Source organism: Bacillus sp. AL-1R, assembly GCF_052180195.1.
Lineage (GTDB): Bacteria > Bacillota > Bacilli > Bacillales > Bacillaceae_G > Gottfriedia.
Genome location: NZ_CP197469.1, coordinates 318,972 through 339,295 on the forward strand (window position 1 = coordinate 318,972; position 20,324 = coordinate 339,295).

16 protein-coding genes and 1 riboswitch are annotated in these 20,324 nt (G+C 33.2%); of the genes, 14 read left to right on the top strand and 2 right to left on the bottom strand.

Annotated elements, in window-relative coordinates:
- The first annotated feature begins 16 nt into the window (after positions 1-16).
- From cccB to ACSBO6_RS01480, 12 genes are all read left to right on the top strand, one after another.
- Positions 17-346 (top strand): cytochrome c551, encoded by a 330-nt coding sequence (gene cccB / locus ACSBO6_RS01425; RefSeq protein WP_353616064.1) that lies wholly within the window; start codon positions 17-19, stop codon positions 344-346.
- Between the two features lie 340 nt (positions 347-686).
- A complete protein-coding gene (gene ftsE / locus ACSBO6_RS01430; protein WP_098845502.1) occupies positions 687-1,373 on the top strand; it encodes a cell division ATP-binding protein FtsE in 687 nt (228 codons plus the stop codon).
- On the top strand, positions 1,363-2,256 hold the full coding sequence (gene ftsX, locus ACSBO6_RS01435; RefSeq protein WP_498844053.1) for a permease-like cell division protein FtsX: 894 nt from the start codon (positions 1,363-1,365) through the stop codon (positions 2,254-2,256). Before ftsE ends, ftsX begins: the two co-directional genes overlap by 11 nt.
- A 135-nt stretch (positions 2,257-2,391) precedes the next feature.
- Complete coding sequence (locus ACSBO6_RS01440; protein WP_498844054.1) at positions 2,392-3,786, top strand: murein hydrolase activator EnvC family protein; 1,395 nt, start codon at positions 2,392-2,394, stop codon at positions 3,784-3,786.
- Between the two features lie 250 nt (positions 3,787-4,036).
- On the top strand, positions 4,037-5,500 hold the full coding sequence (locus ACSBO6_RS01445) for a catalase (RefSeq protein WP_498844055.1): 1,464 nt from the start codon (positions 4,037-4,039) through the stop codon (positions 5,498-5,500).
- 178 nt (positions 5,501-5,678) lie between these two features.
- Positions 5,679-7,112 (top strand): S41 family peptidase, encoded by a 1,434-nt coding sequence (locus ACSBO6_RS01450; protein WP_498844056.1) that lies wholly within the window; start codon positions 5,679-5,681, stop codon positions 7,110-7,112.
- Between the two features lie 251 nt (positions 7,113-7,363).
- On the top strand, positions 7,364-8,557 hold the full coding sequence (locus tag ACSBO6_RS01455; protein WP_498844057.1) for a PDZ domain-containing protein: 1,194 nt from the start codon (positions 7,364-7,366) through the stop codon (positions 8,555-8,557).
- A 340-nt stretch (positions 8,558-8,897) separates the two neighbouring features.
- Positions 8,898-10,331 carry a PTS mannitol transporter subunit IIBC gene (locus ACSBO6_RS01460; protein ID WP_498844638.1) on the top strand — a complete coding sequence of 478 codons (1,434 nt, stop codon included), beginning with the start codon at positions 8,898-8,900 and terminating at the stop codon, positions 10,329-10,331.
- A gap of 21 nt (positions 10,332-10,352) precedes the next feature.
- Positions 10,353-12,455 (top strand): BglG family transcription antiterminator, encoded by a 2,103-nt coding sequence (locus ACSBO6_RS01465; protein WP_098845509.1) that lies wholly within the window; start codon positions 10,353-10,355, stop codon positions 12,453-12,455.
- Positions 12,456-12,466: 11 nt separating this feature from the next.
- A complete protein-coding gene (locus ACSBO6_RS01470; RefSeq protein WP_098845510.1) occupies positions 12,467-12,904 on the top strand; it encodes a PTS mannitol transporter subunit IIA in 438 nt (145 codons plus the stop codon).
- A 1-nt stretch (position 12,905) separates the two neighbouring features.
- Positions 12,906-14,069, top strand: coding sequence for a mannitol-1-phosphate 5-dehydrogenase (locus ACSBO6_RS01475; RefSeq protein WP_098845511.1), 1,164 nt, complete (start codon positions 12,906-12,908; stop codon positions 14,067-14,069).
- Between the two features lie 773 nt (positions 14,070-14,842).
- Complete coding sequence (locus tag ACSBO6_RS01480; RefSeq protein ID WP_498844058.1) at positions 14,843-15,292, top strand: ferritin-like domain-containing protein; 450 nt, start codon at positions 14,843-14,845, stop codon at positions 15,290-15,292.
- Between the two features lie 180 nt (positions 15,293-15,472).
- Here ACSBO6_RS01480 and rluF read toward each other — a convergent pair whose 3' ends face one another.
- Entirely contained in the window at positions 15,473-16,189 is a 717-nt protein-coding gene (gene rluF / locus ACSBO6_RS01485) for a 23S rRNA pseudouridine(2604) synthase RluF (RefSeq protein WP_098845514.1), read from the bottom strand.
- Positions 16,190-16,382: 193 nt separating this feature from the next.
- Positions 16,383-16,484, top strand: a riboswitch (purine riboswitch).
- Between the two features lie 87 nt (positions 16,485-16,571).
- Between rluF and ACSBO6_RS01490 the strand changes: the two genes are divergently transcribed.
- Positions 16,572-17,873, top strand: a complete 1,302-nt coding sequence (locus ACSBO6_RS01490; RefSeq protein WP_098845515.1) for an NCS2 family permease — start codon at positions 16,572-16,574, stop codon at positions 17,871-17,873.
- A gap of 76 nt (positions 17,874-17,949) precedes the next feature.
- On the opposite strand, the gene ACSBO6_RS01495 is transcribed toward ACSBO6_RS01490, so the two are convergent.
- Positions 17,950-19,284: an APC family permease gene (locus ACSBO6_RS01495; RefSeq protein ID WP_098845516.1), complete on the bottom strand. Its 1,335-nt coding sequence runs from the start codon at positions 19,282-19,284 to the stop codon at positions 17,950-17,952.
- A 285-nt stretch (positions 19,285-19,569) separates the two neighbouring features.
- Between ACSBO6_RS01495 and ACSBO6_RS01500 the strand changes: the two genes are divergently transcribed.
- Positions 19,570-20,277: an MBL fold metallo-hydrolase gene (locus ACSBO6_RS01500; protein WP_180232881.1), complete on the top strand. Its 708-nt coding sequence runs from the start codon at positions 19,570-19,572 to the stop codon at positions 20,275-20,277.
- Positions 20,278-20,324 lie beyond the last annotated feature (47 nt).

Consider the following 20,324-nt stretch of genomic DNA (forward strand, 5'->3'; position numbering starts at 1 on the left):
AAGGGGCGATGATTTTGTGAAAAAGCTACTTCTTGCTTTTATAACTGGTGGCATGTTATTAACAATTACTGCTTGTGGTTCAAATAATAATACAAGTAAAAATAATGATTCAGGTGAGCCGGTTTCTGTTGCTAATGGAGAAAAGATATTTAAACAAAGTTGTGCTAGCTGTCATGGTGGCGAACTCGAAGGGATAATTGGACCAAGCTTAAAAAAGGTCGGAGCAAAATATTCTGAAAAGGAAATAGAAAATATTATCCATGATGGAAGAGGTTCAATGCCTAGTGGAGTTGTTCAAGGAAATGACGCGAAAAGTGTAGCGAAATGGCTAGCAACTAAAAAGTAAAATGTTTTATTTTGTATAGAAAAAAATTAAAGAAGCAGACAATTTTCTGTTAATTAGAAAAGGTCTGTTTCTTTTCATTTTAGTTACAATTTTCCATAATTTGTTAAATAAACTTTTAAATCGTTCAGAAACAATCTTGCTGTTTATTAAAATGTAACATAAATTTATCAATTTTGACATTTTTTAAGTGGTATAATAGAGGAGCTTAGCTGAAATTATCGAAATATGTAAATAGTAGGCGAAATAATAAGATCAAGTAATTTTTTAGTATAATTTCATCCAGAATGGATCTTATATAGTTTGATAGAAGAAAACGGAACAAAAAATTAAGGAGAATGTCATGATTGAGTTAAAAGATGTTTATAAGACTTATCCTAATGGTGTTCTTGCGGTAGATGGTATTAATGTAAAAATTCGCCAAGGTGAATTTGTGTATGTCGTAGGACCAAGTGGTGCCGGAAAGTCGACATTCATTAAAATGATGTATCGTGAAGAAAGACCATCAAAGGGTACAATCTTAATTAATGGAATTGATTTAAGTCATATGAAGGATAAAAAAGTTCCTTTATTACGTAGAAATATTGGGGTAGTTTTCCAAGACTATAAATTATTACCGACCTTATCAGTTTATGAAAATATTGCATTTGCACTTGAAGTTATTGAAGAAAACCCAAAAACTATAAAGAAGAGAGTTATGGAAGTACTTGAACTTGTTAAGTTAAAACACAAGGCTCGATCATTACCAACAGAGCTTTCTGGTGGTGAACAGCAACGTGTTTCGATTGCCCGTTCTATTGTAAATAAACCAAAAGTAGTAATCGCCGATGAGCCAACGGGTAATCTAGACCCTGAGACTACGTGGGAGATTATGGATATATTTAAAGAAATCAATGATCGTGGAACAACTATAGTAATGGCGACTCATAATAAAGAAATCGTAAATACGATTAAGCGACGTGTAATTGCAATTGAAGATGGAAAAATTGTACGCGACCAAGCGAGAGGAGTGTACGGTTATGAAAGCTAGAACTGCAAAAAGACATGTTCGTGAAGGGCTACGTAGTTTAAAACGAAATGGTTGGATGACGTTTGCATCGATTAGTGCTGTTGCCGTTACGTTAATGCTTGTTGGCGTATTTTTAGCCGTAATCATGAATGTTAATCATATTGGAACTACTCTAGAAAAAGATGTTGAAGTACGTGTTTTAGTTGATTTAACAGCAAACAAAGAGCAACAAGCTACTTTAAAAGAGGAAATCAAAAAATTAAATCATGTAACTACTGTAAAGTTCTCATCTAAAGATCAAGAACTAAACAATCTAATTAAAAGTATGGGAGAAGATGGGAAAGCATTCCAACTGTTTGAACAGCAAAATCCGTTAAATGATACGTATATTGTTAAAACCGATTCTCCAGATCAAATTGCACCAGTAGCCAAAAAAATTGCAGGCTTAAAATATATTGATGATGTAATTTATGGTAAAAAACAAGTTCAAAAACTATTTAATGCAGTTTCAGTCGGTCGTAACATCGGTTTAGTACTGATTTTAGGACTATTATTTACTGCGATGTTCTTAATCTCTAATACGATCAAAATTACAATTATGGCAAGACGACGTGAAATTGAGATTATGAGATTGGTAGGGGCGACTAATAACTTTATTCGTTGGCCGTTCTTATTAGAAGGTTTACTTCTAGGTGTTCTAGGATCAGTTATTCCAATAGTTTTACTTTTAACTGGCTATAACGTCATTTATGATATGCTAATGCCAAAATTAGCAGGAACAATGTTTACATTATTACCATTTTCACCGTTTGTGTACCAGCTATCTGCAGTATTAATCGGTATTGGTGCAGTAATCGGGATGTGGGGTTCTGTTATGTCAATTCGTAAGTTTTTACGTAAATAAGATAAAATTTTTTATTTATAGTTTTATTTTTTAATAGAGTAATACGATTGATAAGCTCTAGTTCCGAATTTAACGTCTGTCTGAGTTGATACAGGTACTAGGGCTTTTCTATATACATATAAGGAGGGATCTTAGATGAATAAGAGAAAATCATCGAAAGTAATAACGATTATGTTATGCAGTACTTTCATCATCGGTGCCATCCCATCCGTTTCTTTTGCTGAAAGTAAATACCAGTCTGAAATTGATCGCATTATAAAGAAGCGTAGTGAGGTTAAGGATAAGACGGATGCAACAAAAAATAAAATTGCTGATATAAAGCATGATCAGCAAGAAGTCGTTGCGGAACTTAAAAAACTTGATGTTCAGATGAAACTGACTAAGCAAAAAGTAAGCCAAACTGAAGATGCAGTTAGTGATGGGAAAAAGCAAATTTCAAAACTTAAAGAAGAAATTAAGTTTATTGAAGAACGTATTAAATCGCGTGAAGAATTGTTGAAAAATCGTATGCGTTCTCTTCAAAAAGCTGGCGGCATGGTATCTTATATTGATGTCATTTTAGGTGCTAATAGTTTCGGAGATTTAATTCAAAGAATGAATGCTGTACAAACTATTATGAAGGCCGACGAAGACATTATTAATCAGCAAAACTTGGACTTAAAAGAAGTAAGTGCTAAAAAAGATGATTTGACTAAAAAGCAAGCAAAAATCGAAAGAGATTTAGCGAACTTAAAGAGTTTAAATAATCAACTTGCAAGTCAGGTTAGCGAAAAGAACGAATTAATGGCTTCATTAAAAGCTAAAGAAAGTGAAGCTCATGAAGATGTTTTAGATTTAACGGAACAAGATCAATTACTAGCAAGTCAGCAGGCTGCAATGCAAAAAGCGCTAGAAATCGCTAAAAAACAAGCTGCTGAAAGAGCTGCGGCTGAAGCAAGACAAAAAGCAGAGGCTAAACGTAAGGCTGAAGCTGAAGCTGAAGCTAAAGCTGCTGCTGCTGCAAAAAGCAAAAAGCCATCTACTAGTACAAATCATTCAAATGGATCTGGAAGCTCTAGTAGTTCAGTTAATGCTAGTAACTCAGATAGTACTAGTAGTTCTGAAAACTCACCAACTGTTTCAAGTGGTAATTTCACAAGACCAGCAAACGGCTATGTCTCTTCTGGATTTGGACAACGTTCATTTGAAGGTGGAGAGTTCCATGAAGGAGTCGATATCGCCTCAGCGGGTAGTGTACCAGTTGTAGCGGCAGGTGATGGGGTTGTAATTCGTGCTTATGTTTCATCATCTTATGGTAATTGTGTATTTATTACACATAACATTAATGGTCAAGTTTGGACGACCGTATATGCTCATTTAGCTAGTTTTAATGTATCAACTGGACAAACTGTTTCAAAAGGTATGAAAATTGGTTATATGGGAAATACAGGTCATTCTACTGGACAACATTTACACTTTGAATTACATAAAGGTGAATGGAATTACGCTAAATCAAACGCAGTAAATCCTATGAGTTATATTAATTTTTAGTTTACTTAAAAACCTATCCTACAATTTTAGGATAGGTTTTTTTGGCTATTTAATAAATTGAACAAGCGCTAATTGTGGAATCGTAATTACTTTTATAACTAAGTAGTTCTACCTACAGTGTTATGTGAAAATTATGCTCGATCAAACTTCTAGATTATAATAATTATAATTTGATATTGATTTTCATTATAAGTTAGATTACTATAGAATTATTACTAGATTATAATTATTCTAATTAAGGAGAGACGATATGACAAATAACCGATTAACAACAAATCAAGGCGTGCCAATTGGAGATAATCAAAATTCACTTACAGCGGGACGTAGAGGTCCAACTTTATTAGAGGATTATCAATTAATTGAAAAACTAGCTCATTTTGATCGTGAAAGAGTACCTGAACGGGTTGTCCATGCACGTGGAGCTGGTGCACACGGTGTTTTTATAACAAAAAATAGTATGAAAAAATATACAAAAGCTAAGTTTTTACAAGAAGCCGGAACAGAAACACCAGTTTTTGCTCGTTTTTCAACAGTTATTCATGGTTTACATTCTCCTGAAACATTACGTGATCCTCGAGGATTCGCTGTAAAATTCTATACAGAAGATGGGAACTATGATTTTGTAGGTAATAATCTTCCGGTATTTTTTATACGGGATGCAATGAAATTCCCTGATATGGTTCATGCATTAAAGCCGGATCCAAGGACTAATTTACAAACACCTAACAGATATTGGGATTTCATGTCTTTAACACCTGAGTCAACAAATATGTTAGTACATCTATATTCTGATGAAGGTATTCCAGCGAACTATCGTCAAATGAGAGGTTCAAGTGTTCACGCATATAAATGGGTAAATGAATATGGTAATACTGTTTACATAAAACTTCGTTGGGTACCTAAGCAAGGAATTGAAAATCTATCAATGGAAGAAGCTAGTGAGATTCAGGGCAAAGATTTTAATCATGCAAGCCGAGATTTATACGATTCGATTGAAAATGGGGATTTCCCAGAGTGGGACTTATATGTTCAAGTATTAAATCCAGCAGATATGGAGGATTTCGACTTTGATCCATTAGACGCTACAAAAGATTGGTTTGAAGATGTAATTCCTCGACAATTTGTTGGAACGATGATTCTTAATCGTAACCCTGAAAATGTATTTGCAGAGACTGAATCAGTTGGATTTAATCCTGGCGTGTTAGTTCCAGGTATATTACCATCTGAGGATAAGTTACTACAAGGAAGATTATTCTCTTATTCAGATACACAAAGATATCGTATTGGGGCAAATTATATGCAACTTCCAATTAACTGTCCTTTTGCAAAAGTAGCAAATGGTCAAAGAGATGGTCATATGCCTTTTGGTCAGCAAACACATCAAATTAATTTCGAACCAAATAGCTACTCCGATACGCCGAAAGAGGATACAGATTATGTTGAAGTAGCTCAGCCATTAAGTGGTGTTTCTGAGCGCAAAAAAATAGAAAAAACAAATGATTTCGGCCAAGCAAAAGAAGTGTGGAATAGATACAGTAAAACGGAACAAGATGCTGTTGTTAAAAATATTAGTGCTGATCTAGCAGATGTAGATGAAAAAATTCAGCTTCGTGCAGTTTGTAACTTCTATCGTGCAGATACAAAATTAGGTGAGAGACTTGCAAGTAAATTAGGTATTAATTTAACACCATACTTACAACATTTGCCTAAATAAATTAAACTCTTCAAATAAAAATTTATTAAATCGTGTTCTACTTGCAAACATAAGTGATACAGGCTTATCATATAATAGAACAGAAATGGCATCGCACATCTGTGTGATGCTTTTTCAAATACATACACTATTTAATAGATTTGTACGTTCTTAAGGAACGAAAAATAGGAGGTTCTGTATGAATCGTAAAACGACGGCGCTACTTGCAACAGCCACATTTGTTGTTGGTATGGGGGTAGGTACATTTGCATTTAATGATGGTACAAGTACAATTGTTTCAAAATTCTCTGAGAGTAAAGAAGTAAAAGCTTCTGAAGATGAAAATATTGCTAAAATACAAAAGGCTTACGAAATTATTGCAAATCAGTATGTGAAAAAGATTGATCCGGATAAATTAACTGAAGGTGCAATCCAAGGTATGGTAACAACTTTAGATGATCCGTTTTCTACTTATATGGATGGAAAGACGGCTAAACAATTCCATGAATCACTAGGTTCATCTTTCCAAGGAATCGGTGCGGAAGTTTCTAAAGATGGTGAAAAACTAATTATTGTATCCCCAATTAAGAATTCACCTGCGGAAAAAGCTGGTATAAAACCAAAGGATGAAATTTTATCAGTCGATGGTAAGAGTGTAAAAGGTTTATCACAATATGATGCAGTGCTAAAAATCCGTGGTAAAAAAGGAACAAATGTAACGATTGAAATAAAACGCCCTGGAGTTCCGGACCCAATTAAATTTACAATTAAACGTGATGATATACCAATGTATACAGTATTTAGTTCAGTGAAAAACGTAAAGAACGAAAAAATTGGTTATATTCATATTACCTCATTTAATGAAAAAACAGCTGACGAGTTTAAGAAAGAATTGAAAAAGCTAGAGGATCAAAACATCCAAGGTTTAACAATTGACGTTCGAGGAAATCCTGGTGGTTACTTACAAGCTGTAGAAGGCGTTTTAGAAGAATTAGTTGTAAAAAGTGAGCCTTATTTACAGGTTGAAAATAGAAATGGACAACGTGAAAAGTATTATACTAAATTAAATAAAGCGAAACCATATCCAATTGATGTATTAATTGATAAAGGAAGTGCATCTGCGGCTGAAATTTTAGCAGCAGCATTAAGTGAAGCGGGAGATTATGAATTAATTGGGGAAAAATCTTATGGTAAAGGTACTGTCCAATCTACATTAGATTTCAAAGATGGTAGTAATATTAAGTTAACTCAATTTAAATGGTTAACTCCAGATGGTACTTGGATTCACAAAAAAGGTATTAAACCAGATGTTGCTGTGAAACAACCTGATTACTTCTACGCTACACCAATTGATAAAAAGAAAACATTTAAATTCGATGACAATGATGAAAATATTAAGCAAGCACAAATCATGTTAAAAGGTTTAGGATACGACCCAGGCCGTAAAGATGGATATTTTAGCAAGCAAACAGAGACTGCAGTTAAAAACTATCAAAAAGCTGTTGGGATTACTGTTAATGGTAAGATTGATCCCCTAACTTCGGAAAAACTTGAATCATCGTTAATTGATAAAATTAAAGATGAAAAGAATGATCTACAGTTAGAAAAGGCTTTAGATATGGTAGCTCAATAATATAGTACAAAGAGGACAATTTTGTATTGTCCTCTTTGTATCGATTTATTTCGTCCCCATTTGACATAATTCCCGGGAAATAGATTTGAAATTACAATCCGTGCAGGAGTTTTAACTTAGTATGTCGAAAGTACACTTTATGGAGAAGTGTGCTTTTTTTATTGCTTTGTAGTATATTCTCTTTGAAAAAACATCAATAAACCGATAACATAAGTATATCAATCTATTATATAAAAAAGGTGGTGAATGTTATGTGGTCAAATTTATTATCTGAACTATTAGTTGGATTAGGTAAGCTATTTTTAAATCCATTTACTTATATATTTTTTATCGCATCAATTTTCTGTGGTAATTTACGCGTAAAACGAGAACGAAAGCATTTTTCAGTGCGAAATTTTAATGTAACGTTCGAATGGAAAACTTCACTATGGCATGGATTAATGATTGGATTAATTCTCTCGGTTATCACATTGGTAGCTGGAATTAGCATCCCGGTTGAAATGGTTTATTTACTAAGTGTATTAACGATTATTTGTGCACTAATTTTACAATTCAGATGGATGTCTCCTGCTTATCTATTTGGACTAGCATTAGTTGCTCTTCCATTACTAAATAGAGGGCAAGATTCAGTACCTTTTTTGAAAAATTTTATACCAAATGATCTGAATGCGATGCTCCCTGCTATAACAATTCTATTGGCTTTACTTTTACTAGCTGAAGGGATTTTGGTTCAGCGTAATGCTGCAAATCATACAACTCCTTTATTTATTGAGAGTAAACGTGGAAAAAGAGTAGGGGCACATGAGTCAAATAGATTATGGATGGTGCCATTATTTTTATTAATACCAAGTGGTTCAATCGTTAGTGACTATTCATGGTGGCCTTCACTAGCATTAGGTGATAGTGGGTATTCAATTCTTTGTGTACCTTTTGGAATTGGATTTTATCAATTAATTCAAGGAATGCTACCAAAGGAATCAATTAAGGTTGTTGGTAAACAAATTGTGACTTTAGCAATGATAGTTAGCGTAGGCGGAATTTTAAGTTATTTTATTGGTTTTGTTGCATTTATAGCTGTAGCAATTGCAGTAGTGGGACGCGAAGCTATAAACTATATCCATAAAAGTAAAGATATTAATACACCATCTTACTTTACAGTAAAATCAACTGGCCTAATTGTTTTAGGAATTTTACCTAACTCTGTAGCGGATAAAATGAATATAAAAGTAGGCGAAAGCATTACAAAAGTAAATGGACAAAATGTCTCTACTGTTAATGAGTTTTATGAGGCACTACAAATTAATCGTGCGTACTGCAAATTAGAAGTAGTTGATTTTAATTCTGAGATACGTATAACTCAATCTTCTGTTTATGAAGGTGAACACCATGAGTTAGGATTTTTATTCCCAGAAGAAGAATCAAAATATAGTGGACAGGTCGGATAAGGGTAGTAAGTTGGAAGCTTTCATTCTTACAATACAAAATTAGAAGGAACATATTCATCAATTGGGTATGTTCCTTTTTTCTATTGTTTATGTCAGTTTATGAGGCTTATGTATTGGTGTTCTCGTAGGTATTATGTTGTATTTTTAGGTGAGTTTAGAGACCTATTGCCCAGGTAGGTGAAATCTATCATTCTATTAATAAGAAGAGACTATAGTTAAAGATAGTTTAGCCCTTTTAAATTTTGTCACATCAGTAAGTGACAAATACGAATATTCATTTCATTGTATTGAAACTGTAAGCGTTTTATCATTTGAATATAAGCTACAAAAGGGAGGTAAGATTTTGAATACAGATAGGAACAATCATATAAAAGTAAAAATTCAACGGTTTGGTAGCTTTCTAAGCGGTATGGTAATGCCAAACATTGGTGCTTTTATTGCATGGGGATTAATAACAGCACTATTTATACCTACTGGATGGATACCTAATGCTAAGTTAGCGGTATTAGTAGGTCCAATGATTACTTATTTATTACCATTGCTAATTGGTTTTACTGGTGGAAGAATGGTTCATGACGTTCGAGGTGGAGTTATTGGTGCAATTGCAACAATGGGGGTAATCGTTGGTGCAGAGATGCCGATGTTCCTTGGTGCAATGATTATGGGACCACTTGGCGGTTTGGTGATTAAGAAATTTGACCAAGCTATACAAGGAAAAGTTAAGTCAGGATTTGAGATGTTAGTTAATAATTTCTCAGCGGGTATTTTAGGAGCAGTTTTGGCAGTAATTGGCTTAATAGGTATTAATCCAGTTGTATCAACACTAACAGAAGCATTAGCGAATGGCGTTGATCTGATGGTAAGAGCAAATGTCATTCCATTGGCTAACATATTTATCGAACCGGCAAAAATCTTATTTTTAAACAATGCTATTAACCATGGAATTTTGAGTCCAATTGGACTAGAGCAAGCAAAATCAGCTGGAAAGTCACTTCTATTCTTACTTGAAGCTAATCCAGGGCCGGGCTTAGGCGTACTATTAGCCTATACGATATTTGGCAAAGGTACAGCTAAACAAACAGCACCAGGAGCAGTAATTATCCATTTCTTAGGTGGGATTCATGAAATTTATTTCCCATATATCTTAATGAGACCTTTATTAATTGTTTCGGTTATCGTTGGTGGTGTAGCTGGTACATTTACTTTTAATATATTAGATGCAGGTCTAGTAGCAGCAGCTTCTCCGGGAAGTATAATTGCCATTCTAGCAATGGCACCAAAAGGTGGTTACTTACCAATTCTTGCGGGAGTATTTGTTGCAACAGCCGTTTCATTTATAGTTTCAGCTGCAATTCTGAAATCATCTAAGTCAGTTGCTTCAGATGAAGATTTAGAAAGAGCAGCTCAAAAAACACAAGACTTAAAAGGAAAAGAAAGTAAAGTAGCTAGTCTATTACAGACTGAAAAAGAAGTAGCTAGTTCAATTGGTATTGATAAAGAAGTGGAGAAGATCATTTTTGCTTGTGATGCTGGTATGGGATCAAGTGCCATGGGAGCATCAATATTACGCAAAAAGGTAAAAACAGCGGGGATAGAATTAGAGGTTACAAATGTAGCAATTAATAATTTACCAAATGATGTAGATGTTGTCATAACTCATAAAGATTTAACTGATCGGGCGAAAGCAAAAGTACCGAATGCAGTTCATATCTCAGTAGAAAACTTCTTAAATAGTCCAAAGTATGATGAATTAGTGAATTCTTTAATAAAATAATTAAAATTTAAAGAGGTATATATGTATATATCAGCAAGAGAAAGAGAAATCATTAATTTATTGTTGGATCATCCGGATGGAATCAATGTTCAAGAAATTGCAGAGAACTTAAATGTTAGTAGTCGAACTGTGCAACGGGAATTAAAGGGAGTCGAAAGTATTGCCTCAGCACACAATCTTTCTTTTAAAAAGGTATTAGGTGTTGGAATGTATCTTGAAGGGACACCTGAGCAAAAAAATGAGCTTCAAATTTCAATATTAAAAAGTGCACAAGAGTTTACTCAAAAAGAAAGACAAGAGTTAATTTTATGTTCCTTATTAAAAGAACCAGAATCTATTAAACTAAGCTCACTAGCAAAAGAGTTACAAGTTACCGTTGCTACAGTTAGTAATGATTTAAATAAAGTAGAAGAATGGTTAAAGGACTTTGACTTAGATCTAATTAGAAAGAAAGGGTTTGGCATTGCTTTACTAGGCTCTGAACGAAAAAAAAGAAAAGCACTAGGACATCTAATTGCACAGCAATTAAATGAATACGAGTTTTTATCTGTAGTGGAAGATGAGTATGAGTCTAGGGATCGGTTCTCAAATGGATTAGTAGAAATAATAAAACTAGAAAAACTCACCATGATCGGAAAAATGATTCGAGATATTGAACAACAATTGCCTTATTCTCTAGCTGATAGTGCGTTTATGACATTTACGATTCACATATCTTTAGCCATAGAAAGAATTATTCAGGGCGAGGTCATACAAATGGATCAAGAGGTTCTTGAGGAATTAAGAACCTCTAAGGAATTTAATATCGCAAGTCAGATCGTCATGGAATTAGAAGAAGTGTTTAAAGTTCATATTCCAAATGCTGAAATAGGGTATATTACGATGCATTTATTAGGTGCAAGGCAGCGACAAGAGAAAAATGATTGGTTAGAAGAGAGTAGTACAGAAATTATTGTAGGCTCAAAAAAGTTAATCAATTATGTATCTAAAGAACTTGAACTAAATTTTGATGAAGATAAAGCCTTATTTGAAGGATTAATAACCCATATTGAACCAGCAATCTATCGAATTCAAAAAAAGCTAGATGCAAATAATCCTTTGGCAGGTCAAATTCAAGAGGATTACCCTGCACTTTTTAGAATCATTCATGAAGGATTAATTGAAGCTTTTCCATCGATTGTGTTTCCAACTGAAGAAATAGCTTATCTTGTCTTACATTTTGCCTCATCTCAAGTAATCTATGATAACAGTAAAGTGGTTAGAGCGCTTGTATTATGTTCAAGTGGAATCGGTTCTTCTAAAATGCTAGCGAGTCGAATTAAGAAAGAAATTAAAGAAATAACTGATATCGAAGTATCATCGTTAGCAAATTTAAGAAATATTCAAATTGACCAATTTGACATTATTTTATCTACGGTTGAAATGCCGGGATTTTCGAAAAAATATATTACCGTAAACCCTTTATTGCCAAAGAAAGAGGCTGAGCAGATTCGCCATGAAATAAAACGTAATTCACTTACAACGGAAGCAGCTCTATTAAGAAAGCTCCATAATAAAAAGTCAAAAAAGCAGGTGAAGCCTGCAACGCCTGAATGCATTAAACAAAATTTTGAAGTAGTTCATCAGTACTCAGAAACTGTACTTCATATTTTGAATACATTTGAAACAATTTCATTACCATTTATTCCAACTAGTTCCGTTTTATTATTGGAAGTATGCAAACAGGCAAATAGTAGAGGATTAATAGGTGATTATTTTGAAGTGACTAATCAATTGGCGGAAAGAGAAAAGAAGGGTGGCTTAGGGATACCAGGTACTAGCATAGCTCTTTATCATTGTCGTTCAGAATATGTTATGAAACCAGTGTTTTTATCCTTTTTGCTTCATGAGCCATTGGTAGTCAAAGCAATGGACAATTCGTCAATAAAAATCAATACATTACTTTTATTATTAGCTCCAGTTGATCTGCAAACGGGTCAATTAGAGGTGTTGAGCACAATTAGTTCAACAATTATTGAAGATGAAGAATCAACACGGATTTTTACATCTACTAACTATACAGATATATATAACAAATTAAGCTATGCATTATATGAAAATTTACAAAAAAGATTTAAGAATTGAGGTATTGGATAATGATTCAAACAGTATTACCAACAGAAAATGTTTTATTAAATGTAGATGTGAAAACAAAAGATGAAGCTATTCGTTTAGCAGGGAATCTTTTAGTAAGTAACGGTTATGTAAAGGAAAATTATATTGAAAAAATGATTGAAAGAGAAGAGTCCTTAACAACTTATATGGGTAATTTTATTGCGATTCCACATGGCACTGAGGAGTCTAAACAAGAGGTAATCTCATCTGGGATTTCGATTCTTCAAATTCCTAACGGAGTAGACTTTGGGAACGGAAATATTGTAAAGATTGTATTCGGTATTGCGGGCAAAGATAATGAGCATCTTGAGCTATTATCCCAAATTGCGATCCTTTGTTCAGAAGAAGAAAATGTACATAAATTAGTTGCGGCCACATCAAAAGAGGAACTAATTTTAATGTTTAGCGAGGAGGAGTAAGATGTTAGCTGTACATTTTGGCGCAGGAAACATTGGAAGAGGATTTATAGGACAATTATTACACAAGGCAGGATATGAGATTTGCTTTGTTGATGTAAATGAAGAGATTATTAATGAACTAAATGAGAAGAAATCATATACTGTCATGTTGGCAGATCATACCCAAGAAAAAATAAAGATAACAAATGTTAGAGGGATTAACAGTCTGAAAGATCCCCAGGAAGTAGCAAAAGTAATCTCACAGGCAGATATTATAACAACTGCAGTAGGTCCTTCTATTCTTCCTAAAATAGCAAAGCTACTTGCCGACGGTTTAATTGAAAGGATTGAGAAATCAGATAAAGCGTTAAATATAATAGCATGTGAAAATATGATAGGTGGAAGTACTTTTTTAAGAGAAGAAGTTTATTTGAACATGACATTATCTCAGAAGAAAAAAACTGAACAGTCGGTCAGTTTTCCGGATGCTGCAGTTGATCGAATCGTTCCAATTCAAAATCATGAAGATAAATTATTAGTAGCAGTAGAACCATTTTATGAGTGGGTAATAGATCAATCAAAAATGATAGGTGAAGTTCCAGTAATTAATGGTGTGACTTATGTAGAGAATTTACTTCCTTATATTGAAAGGAAATTATTTACTGTAAACACTGGCCACGCAGCGACTGCATATTTAGGGAATTTCTACGGATATAAAACAATTAAAGAAGCAATTTCTGATGAGAATATTAGAGATACTGTTAGTTCTATTTTAGACGAAACAGGTAAGTTATTAGTTAAAAAATATAACTTTGATTTAGATGAACATAGTACTTATATTAAAAAAATAATCGGTAGATTTGATAATGAATTCATTTCAGATGAATTAACTCGAGTGGCTCGTTCTCCAATCCGTAAATTAGGAGCTAATGACCGTTTTATTAAGCCAGCAAGGGAGTTAATAAACTTTGGGATAACGCCTAACTATTTAGTTAAAGCGATTGCAGTTGCTCTATTTTATAAAAATAATGATGATCATGAAGCCGTTGCACTACAAAGATTCCTACAGGATCATTCTGTAGAAGAGTTGCTCGTTAAATATTCAGAATTATCAGACTCGAATGACTTAATTAGTTTAATTGTTGATGAATACAATCAGTTAGAGAAGGACTTACTTGTACATTAATTTTACTGGAATGATAGATTTTCTAAAATCATTAAAAGGGACAGATTCAAATGGATCAGTCCCTTTTGAGTGTTGAAGTATATTGTAGTCAATATTGAAAAATTGGAATACTATATGAATTTCAAGGAAAAAGAATTTTTATTATTTTTTTGTCATCTTATTGAAAAAACAGTGGTATTGCTTGAAAAATAAATGTTTTAACTACTGTCAAAAATTAAAAATATGTTCTTTTTGACAATCAATATTTGCAAAGATGTGTAAGTCGTCTCCATTAGTTTTTCAATTTGATGTTGAAGAATAAGTGTAATTCATCCGTTCAAATTGAATATTCCAATGTTTTTAAGATTATTATTTTTCATAAAGAATTTGATTGGAACGAAAGGTTGCCAGGCTCCTATGGGAGATGCGGGAAGGCTGAGACCCCACAGGCGGGACGCCGAGAAGGCTCAGGTCTCGCCCCATGGAAAGCGAGCAACCTGTAGTGGAAATCAACGCGACACTTATTACCTATCAATGATCATCCAACAATTTAATTGACAAATTCTTTTTTCAACGGCGTGAAAGGGACAGATTCTAAATCAGTCCCTTTTAGCTATTATCCCCACTTTGAACTGCTTTTTCATACTGTTAGTTTAGGGAGAAAAATAAAGAGAATAAAAAAACAGAAAATCTTTCCCTTACTTTTTTCTAAACACTACTCTGTCTTAATCTAGACAAACACTCAAATCTCCATTTATGCATACAGTATTATGGAATAAAGAGGAGGGGAAGGTATGTATTCTTATCAAAATTCAAATTATTATTTTGATTATTATAGACAGATGGATACAGAGTTAGAAAGAGATATTGAGAAAGCAATTAACTTAAAATATAATGCAATCAATTGCTATGCAGAGTTAGTCAGCCAAGCGCCTAACGATGCTACAAAGAAAGTAATTAATGAAATTCGGGAAGATGATGTTCGACATTATCAAGCGTTCCAGCAAATTTATCGAATTTTAACTGGAAGAACCTATACAGGAAGTATTACTCAAGTATGTGCTAAGACCTTTAAACAAGGTATTGAGGGCTCATTTATCGGAGAACAATACGATAGTCGTTTTTATTTAAAAATTGCTGATAGTACAACGAATCAAACGATTAAAAATGTCTTTTATCGTGCAGCCATTGAAGATGGTATTCATGCAAATTGGTTTTTATACTATATGATAAAAAATAAATAAGAATTCGATGGAAAAGCATTACTAGAAGTAGTGCTTTTTTTGGTTGATGAATGAAAATCATAAAAGTTTAAAGTAAACTAGACATACAATATCATGCTAATTAGGTTAATGAAATTCAATTCAACAGTTCTTTGGGCAAAAAAAGACTGATTCAATTAAAATTGAATCAGATTTTTTTATTTACCATTCATTTGGTTCGTAATTTAATTCTCTAAATAACTGAGTTTTTTCTTTCTTAGATAAGTCTCTCCATTGACCAATTGGTAGATTACCTAGATGAATATTCATAATTCTAGTTCTTTGTAATCGATAGACTTCATATCCAAGCGCCTCACACATACGACGAATTTGACGGTTTAAACCTTGTGTTAAAATGATTTGGAAATCATATTTTGAAAGTTGTTTCACTTCACATGGTAAAGTTTTCGTACCTAATATTTTTACCCCTTCAGACATTTTGGTTAAAAAGTCAGAAGTTATTGGTTTATCGACTGATACGATATATTCTTTTTCATGCCTATTTTCAGCACGTAAAATTTCATTTACGATATCTCCATCATTTGTAAGGAGAATCAAGCCTTCAGAATCCTTATCAAGTCTTCCAATATTAAAGATACGTAAGGGGTGGTTTACAAGATCAACAATATTCCCTTTAACACCTTTTTCAGTAGTACTTGTAATACCTACTGGCTTGTTTAAGGCTATATAAACATGATTTCGAGCTAGTCTAATATGTTCACCATTTACAATTACTTCATCACCAGGTTCAACTTGATCGCCGACTTTTGCTACTCTACCATTTAATTTTACTCTTCCTTCACTAATTAACTTATCCGCTCCACGTCTCGAAGCCTTTCCAGACTCACTTATAAATTTATTTAAACGAATGTTAAACAACCCCTTAAATTCTAAATTATAGTTTCAGAATAACATATATAGCATTTTAATGAGAATACCATTCGACTTTTCCTAAAGGTACCTTTACACAATTGTTATTTACTACTATTTTATCCACATTCATTATAATATTTTCTAAATTATATAACAATAATGTTTTTGTTGACAGACTGTAAGGTAGGTCGTATGATGGAAAAATATATTAATATTTTCTCATATAAACTTGGAAATATGGTTCAAGAGTTTCTACCTAGCATCCGTAAACTGCTAGACTATGAGGAAGAGCTCTGGATTTTTGTTTTCTTTACAATGTAAAACTGCCTGCTTTTTCTCCTGAAAAGTGGGTAGTTTTTTTATTTTAGTATAATAAAGGAGTCGTTACATGTTTCAACTTAAAGAACGAAAAACTTCATTTAAAATTGAAGTTTTAGCCGGTTTAACTACATTCTTAACATTGGCTTACATCATTATTGTTAATCCTATGATTTTAAAAGATGCGGGTGTACCATTTAACCAGGCGTTTTTAGCTACTATTTTAGCTACAATTATTGGCACTTTAACAATGTCATTAATAGCTAATTATCCAATCGTTATTGCACCTGCTATGGGGTTAAATGCCTATTTTACTTATTCTGTAATTGGAGGACATAATCTTCCATATTCAGTAGGTTTTTCTGCTGTTTTTATTACTGGACTTTTATTTTTACTACTTTCTTTAACATCTTTCCGAACAAAATTGATTCAAGCAATTCCTGCTAACCTAAAGCATGCAATTGCTGCTGGAATTGGTTTATTTATCACCTTTATTGGTTTGCGTTTATCAGGTATTGTCGCAGATCATCCTACTAATCTAGTTCAACTTGGTGATTTTAGTTCCCCTAAAGTTGCACTTACATTGATCGGTTTACTAATAACAATTGTATTTATGGCACTTAACTTAAATGGAGCATTATTTCTAGGGATGATTACGACAGGTGTAATTGCCTATTTTACCGGTCAGTTAAATTTTGCAAATGGCTTTGTTGCTATGCCTCATTTACCAAAAGGAATTTTAGTATACAACCCAATTGATTCAGTGAGAGACATTATTGAGTATGGACTTTATAGTGTAATATTCTCATTCTTACTTGTTATGTTATTCGATACAACAGGAGCTTTACTAGCAATTGTTAAACAAGCAGGTCTTATCAAAAATGATAAGTTAGAAAAGGGAGGAAGTGCATTCTCTGCTGATTCAATTGGTACAATTGTTGGTGCGATGCTAGGAACAAGTCCGACTGCAGCAACAGTAGAATCCTCTGCTGGTGTTGGTGCTGGTGGGAAAACTGGTTTAACATCATTAACTGTTGTAGTGCTATTCGTAATTGCAGCATTTTTTAGCCCCATGATCGGTTCTGTATCAGAAGTTGCTGCAATAACTGCGCCTAGCTTAATTATCGTTGGCTGTTTTATGATTAAGAGTATTTCGGAGATTAAATGGGATGATTTTGAAGAAGCATTCCCTGCATTTTTAGTCATTGTTAGCATGCCATTAACTTCAAGTATTGCAAACGGTATTGCTTTAGGCTTTATTTCTTATCCGATTATGAAAATCGTAAAACGTAAATTTAAAGACGTGCATCCATTTGTTTATTTATTTGCTGTATTATTCTTAGTTCAATTATTATTTTTTGCACATAAATAATAGAAAACATAAAAGCAGGTAAATGATCGTGAATTCTTTTACCTGCTTTTTATTAACTTTAAAATCTTATTATCTATTAACTTGCTTTATATTTTTCATCGCTTGTAATCGTTGACTTTAGTTTCCAATAAACAGGTAAACCAACAATTGCAATACCAATTGACACAAGTGCATCTAATGGTGCATTTATAATCGTACTACCAATGATGTAAAGTGTACCTATAATTGCCACAATCGGGGTAATAGGGTATAAAGGTACTTTATATAATTTATTTCCACCTTTATCTTTTTTACGTAATATGAAGATCGCATTAAATGCTAGTCCATAAAATAAAAAGACTGCAAATATAGCCATATCAGAAAGTCGATCTGGGTTCCAGAATATCATCATTGCTAATGCTAAAACAATTTGAAAAATTGTTGAGCCTACTGGCGTATTAAATTTAGGGTGAATACTAGATAATACTTTTGAACCAGGTAGGAAGTTTCGTTCTGCCATTGCAAATGTAACCCTTGGGAATGTAAGAATTTTGCCATTTAAACAGCCAAAAATAGAAACTAAAATTCCGATGGCGAGAATTTTTCCACCGATATTTCCAAATAGTGAAGAAGCTGCCGCAGTAGCTGCATTAGGACCTAATTCAACAATTTTACTTGCAGATAAAACATGTAGCATTGCGATATTAACAGAAAGATAAGCTAAAATAACAATTACAATACCAGAAATAATTGCTCTAGGAAGAGTCTTTGAAGGATTCTTCATTTCACCTGCCATAAAACCTACATTCATCCAACCGTCATATGCCCATAAAGTGGCTAATACTGCTGCGCCCATACTAATTGCATGAGTAGAACTACCGCTCTCTGCATTAAAAACTGATACGTCCCCTTGAAGAATACCAAAAACCGCAATTAAAATAATAGGAACTAGTTTTCCTGCAGTAGAGATAGTTTGAATAAATCCACCAAGTTGAGTGCCTAATATATTTAGACCACCAAGCAATATAATTGTGATAATACCAATCAATTTGCTACTTCCCTGAAAACCGAAAAAATCTGCCAATAAAGAGCCAAAATAAAGACTAAGAGCACCCATAACAGCTGGTCCATAGACAATGGTTTGTACCCAACCGCATAAAAATCCCCATTTCTCACCATAAACCTCTTCAATGTAAGCATATAATCCACCAGTTCTAGGGATTTTTACACTTACTTCAGCAATCGTTAATCCACTTGCTAGTGTAATAACGCCACCGATAATCCACGCTAAAAGAGCCATAGTAGAGTTAGCAGTTGAAGACAGTACGATTCCAGGTTTCATAAAGATTCCGGAACCGATTACTGTACCGATTACTAAAGACGTTGATACGAAAAAGCCAATATTTTTCTTTAAATTTAGTTCTTTTCCCACATTAAACGCTCCTTCCAGGACTATAATTTATAAAATTAGAAGAATTATAGCATATTAATTTTCTAATTTATTTTTTTCTGAAAAGTTAAATTTATGTCTTTGTATTTTTCATATAGTGGATCAGGCTTTTTACTTCTGATGAATCGATCATACTATTTATTCGTAATAATTATAGAACATATAGATAAAAGGTTATTTGTCTTAAATATCGAACACTATAAAGTAAGTATTTCAGATCTATTTAAGTTATGCAAAGAATGCTCTATATTTTGTGGAGGTGAAGACGTGGAAGTTTCTTTTGAACGGGTGGTCGATAACATATACGCATTAGCGATATGGGATACCGAATGGAAGTCATATAATAATTGCTATTTTATCATTCAAGATAATGGTGTTACTCTTGTTGATTCAGGAAAAAAAATCCATTCCCAGTATATTAGGAAAGCTCTGACTGAATTGGGTAAAACAACAGAAGACGTCCATCTCTTCTTAGCTACACATGGACATGAAGATCATATTGATGGTTCTCGTATTTTTAAAAACGCTAGGAAATTTATCCATTCAAATGATAATGCTTTAATTGATTCACTTGAATTAACTCAATTTAGTAATGACCTTGATGATTTTGAAGTAATAAAGGAATTTGACTATGATTTAGTTGGATATCATACACCAGGTTCAGTCATTTTTTATCATCGTCCAACAAAAGCAGTTTTTACTGGTGATTTCTTATGTTTCTTTGGTGATCCTTTATCAAAAGACGGACTAGTCTCTATAGGAGATGACCTTAGAAATGAGTGGATAAAGTATTTGGGAGATGGAGGAGTATCAACAGAACACTTAGAGTATTTTCTAAGTGGACTAAGAAAAATAATTCGGTTTGATAGTAGTGTAATGTGTACAGGTCATGGCGGTGTACTAGTAGGTAATATTAAAGAGTTTATAAGTGAACTAATTGAAGTCGGAGTACAATATAGTAAAAGAGGAGGCTGATTCTATATAAATCAGTCTTTTCTTATTGGGAATAGTCGATCTAAAGT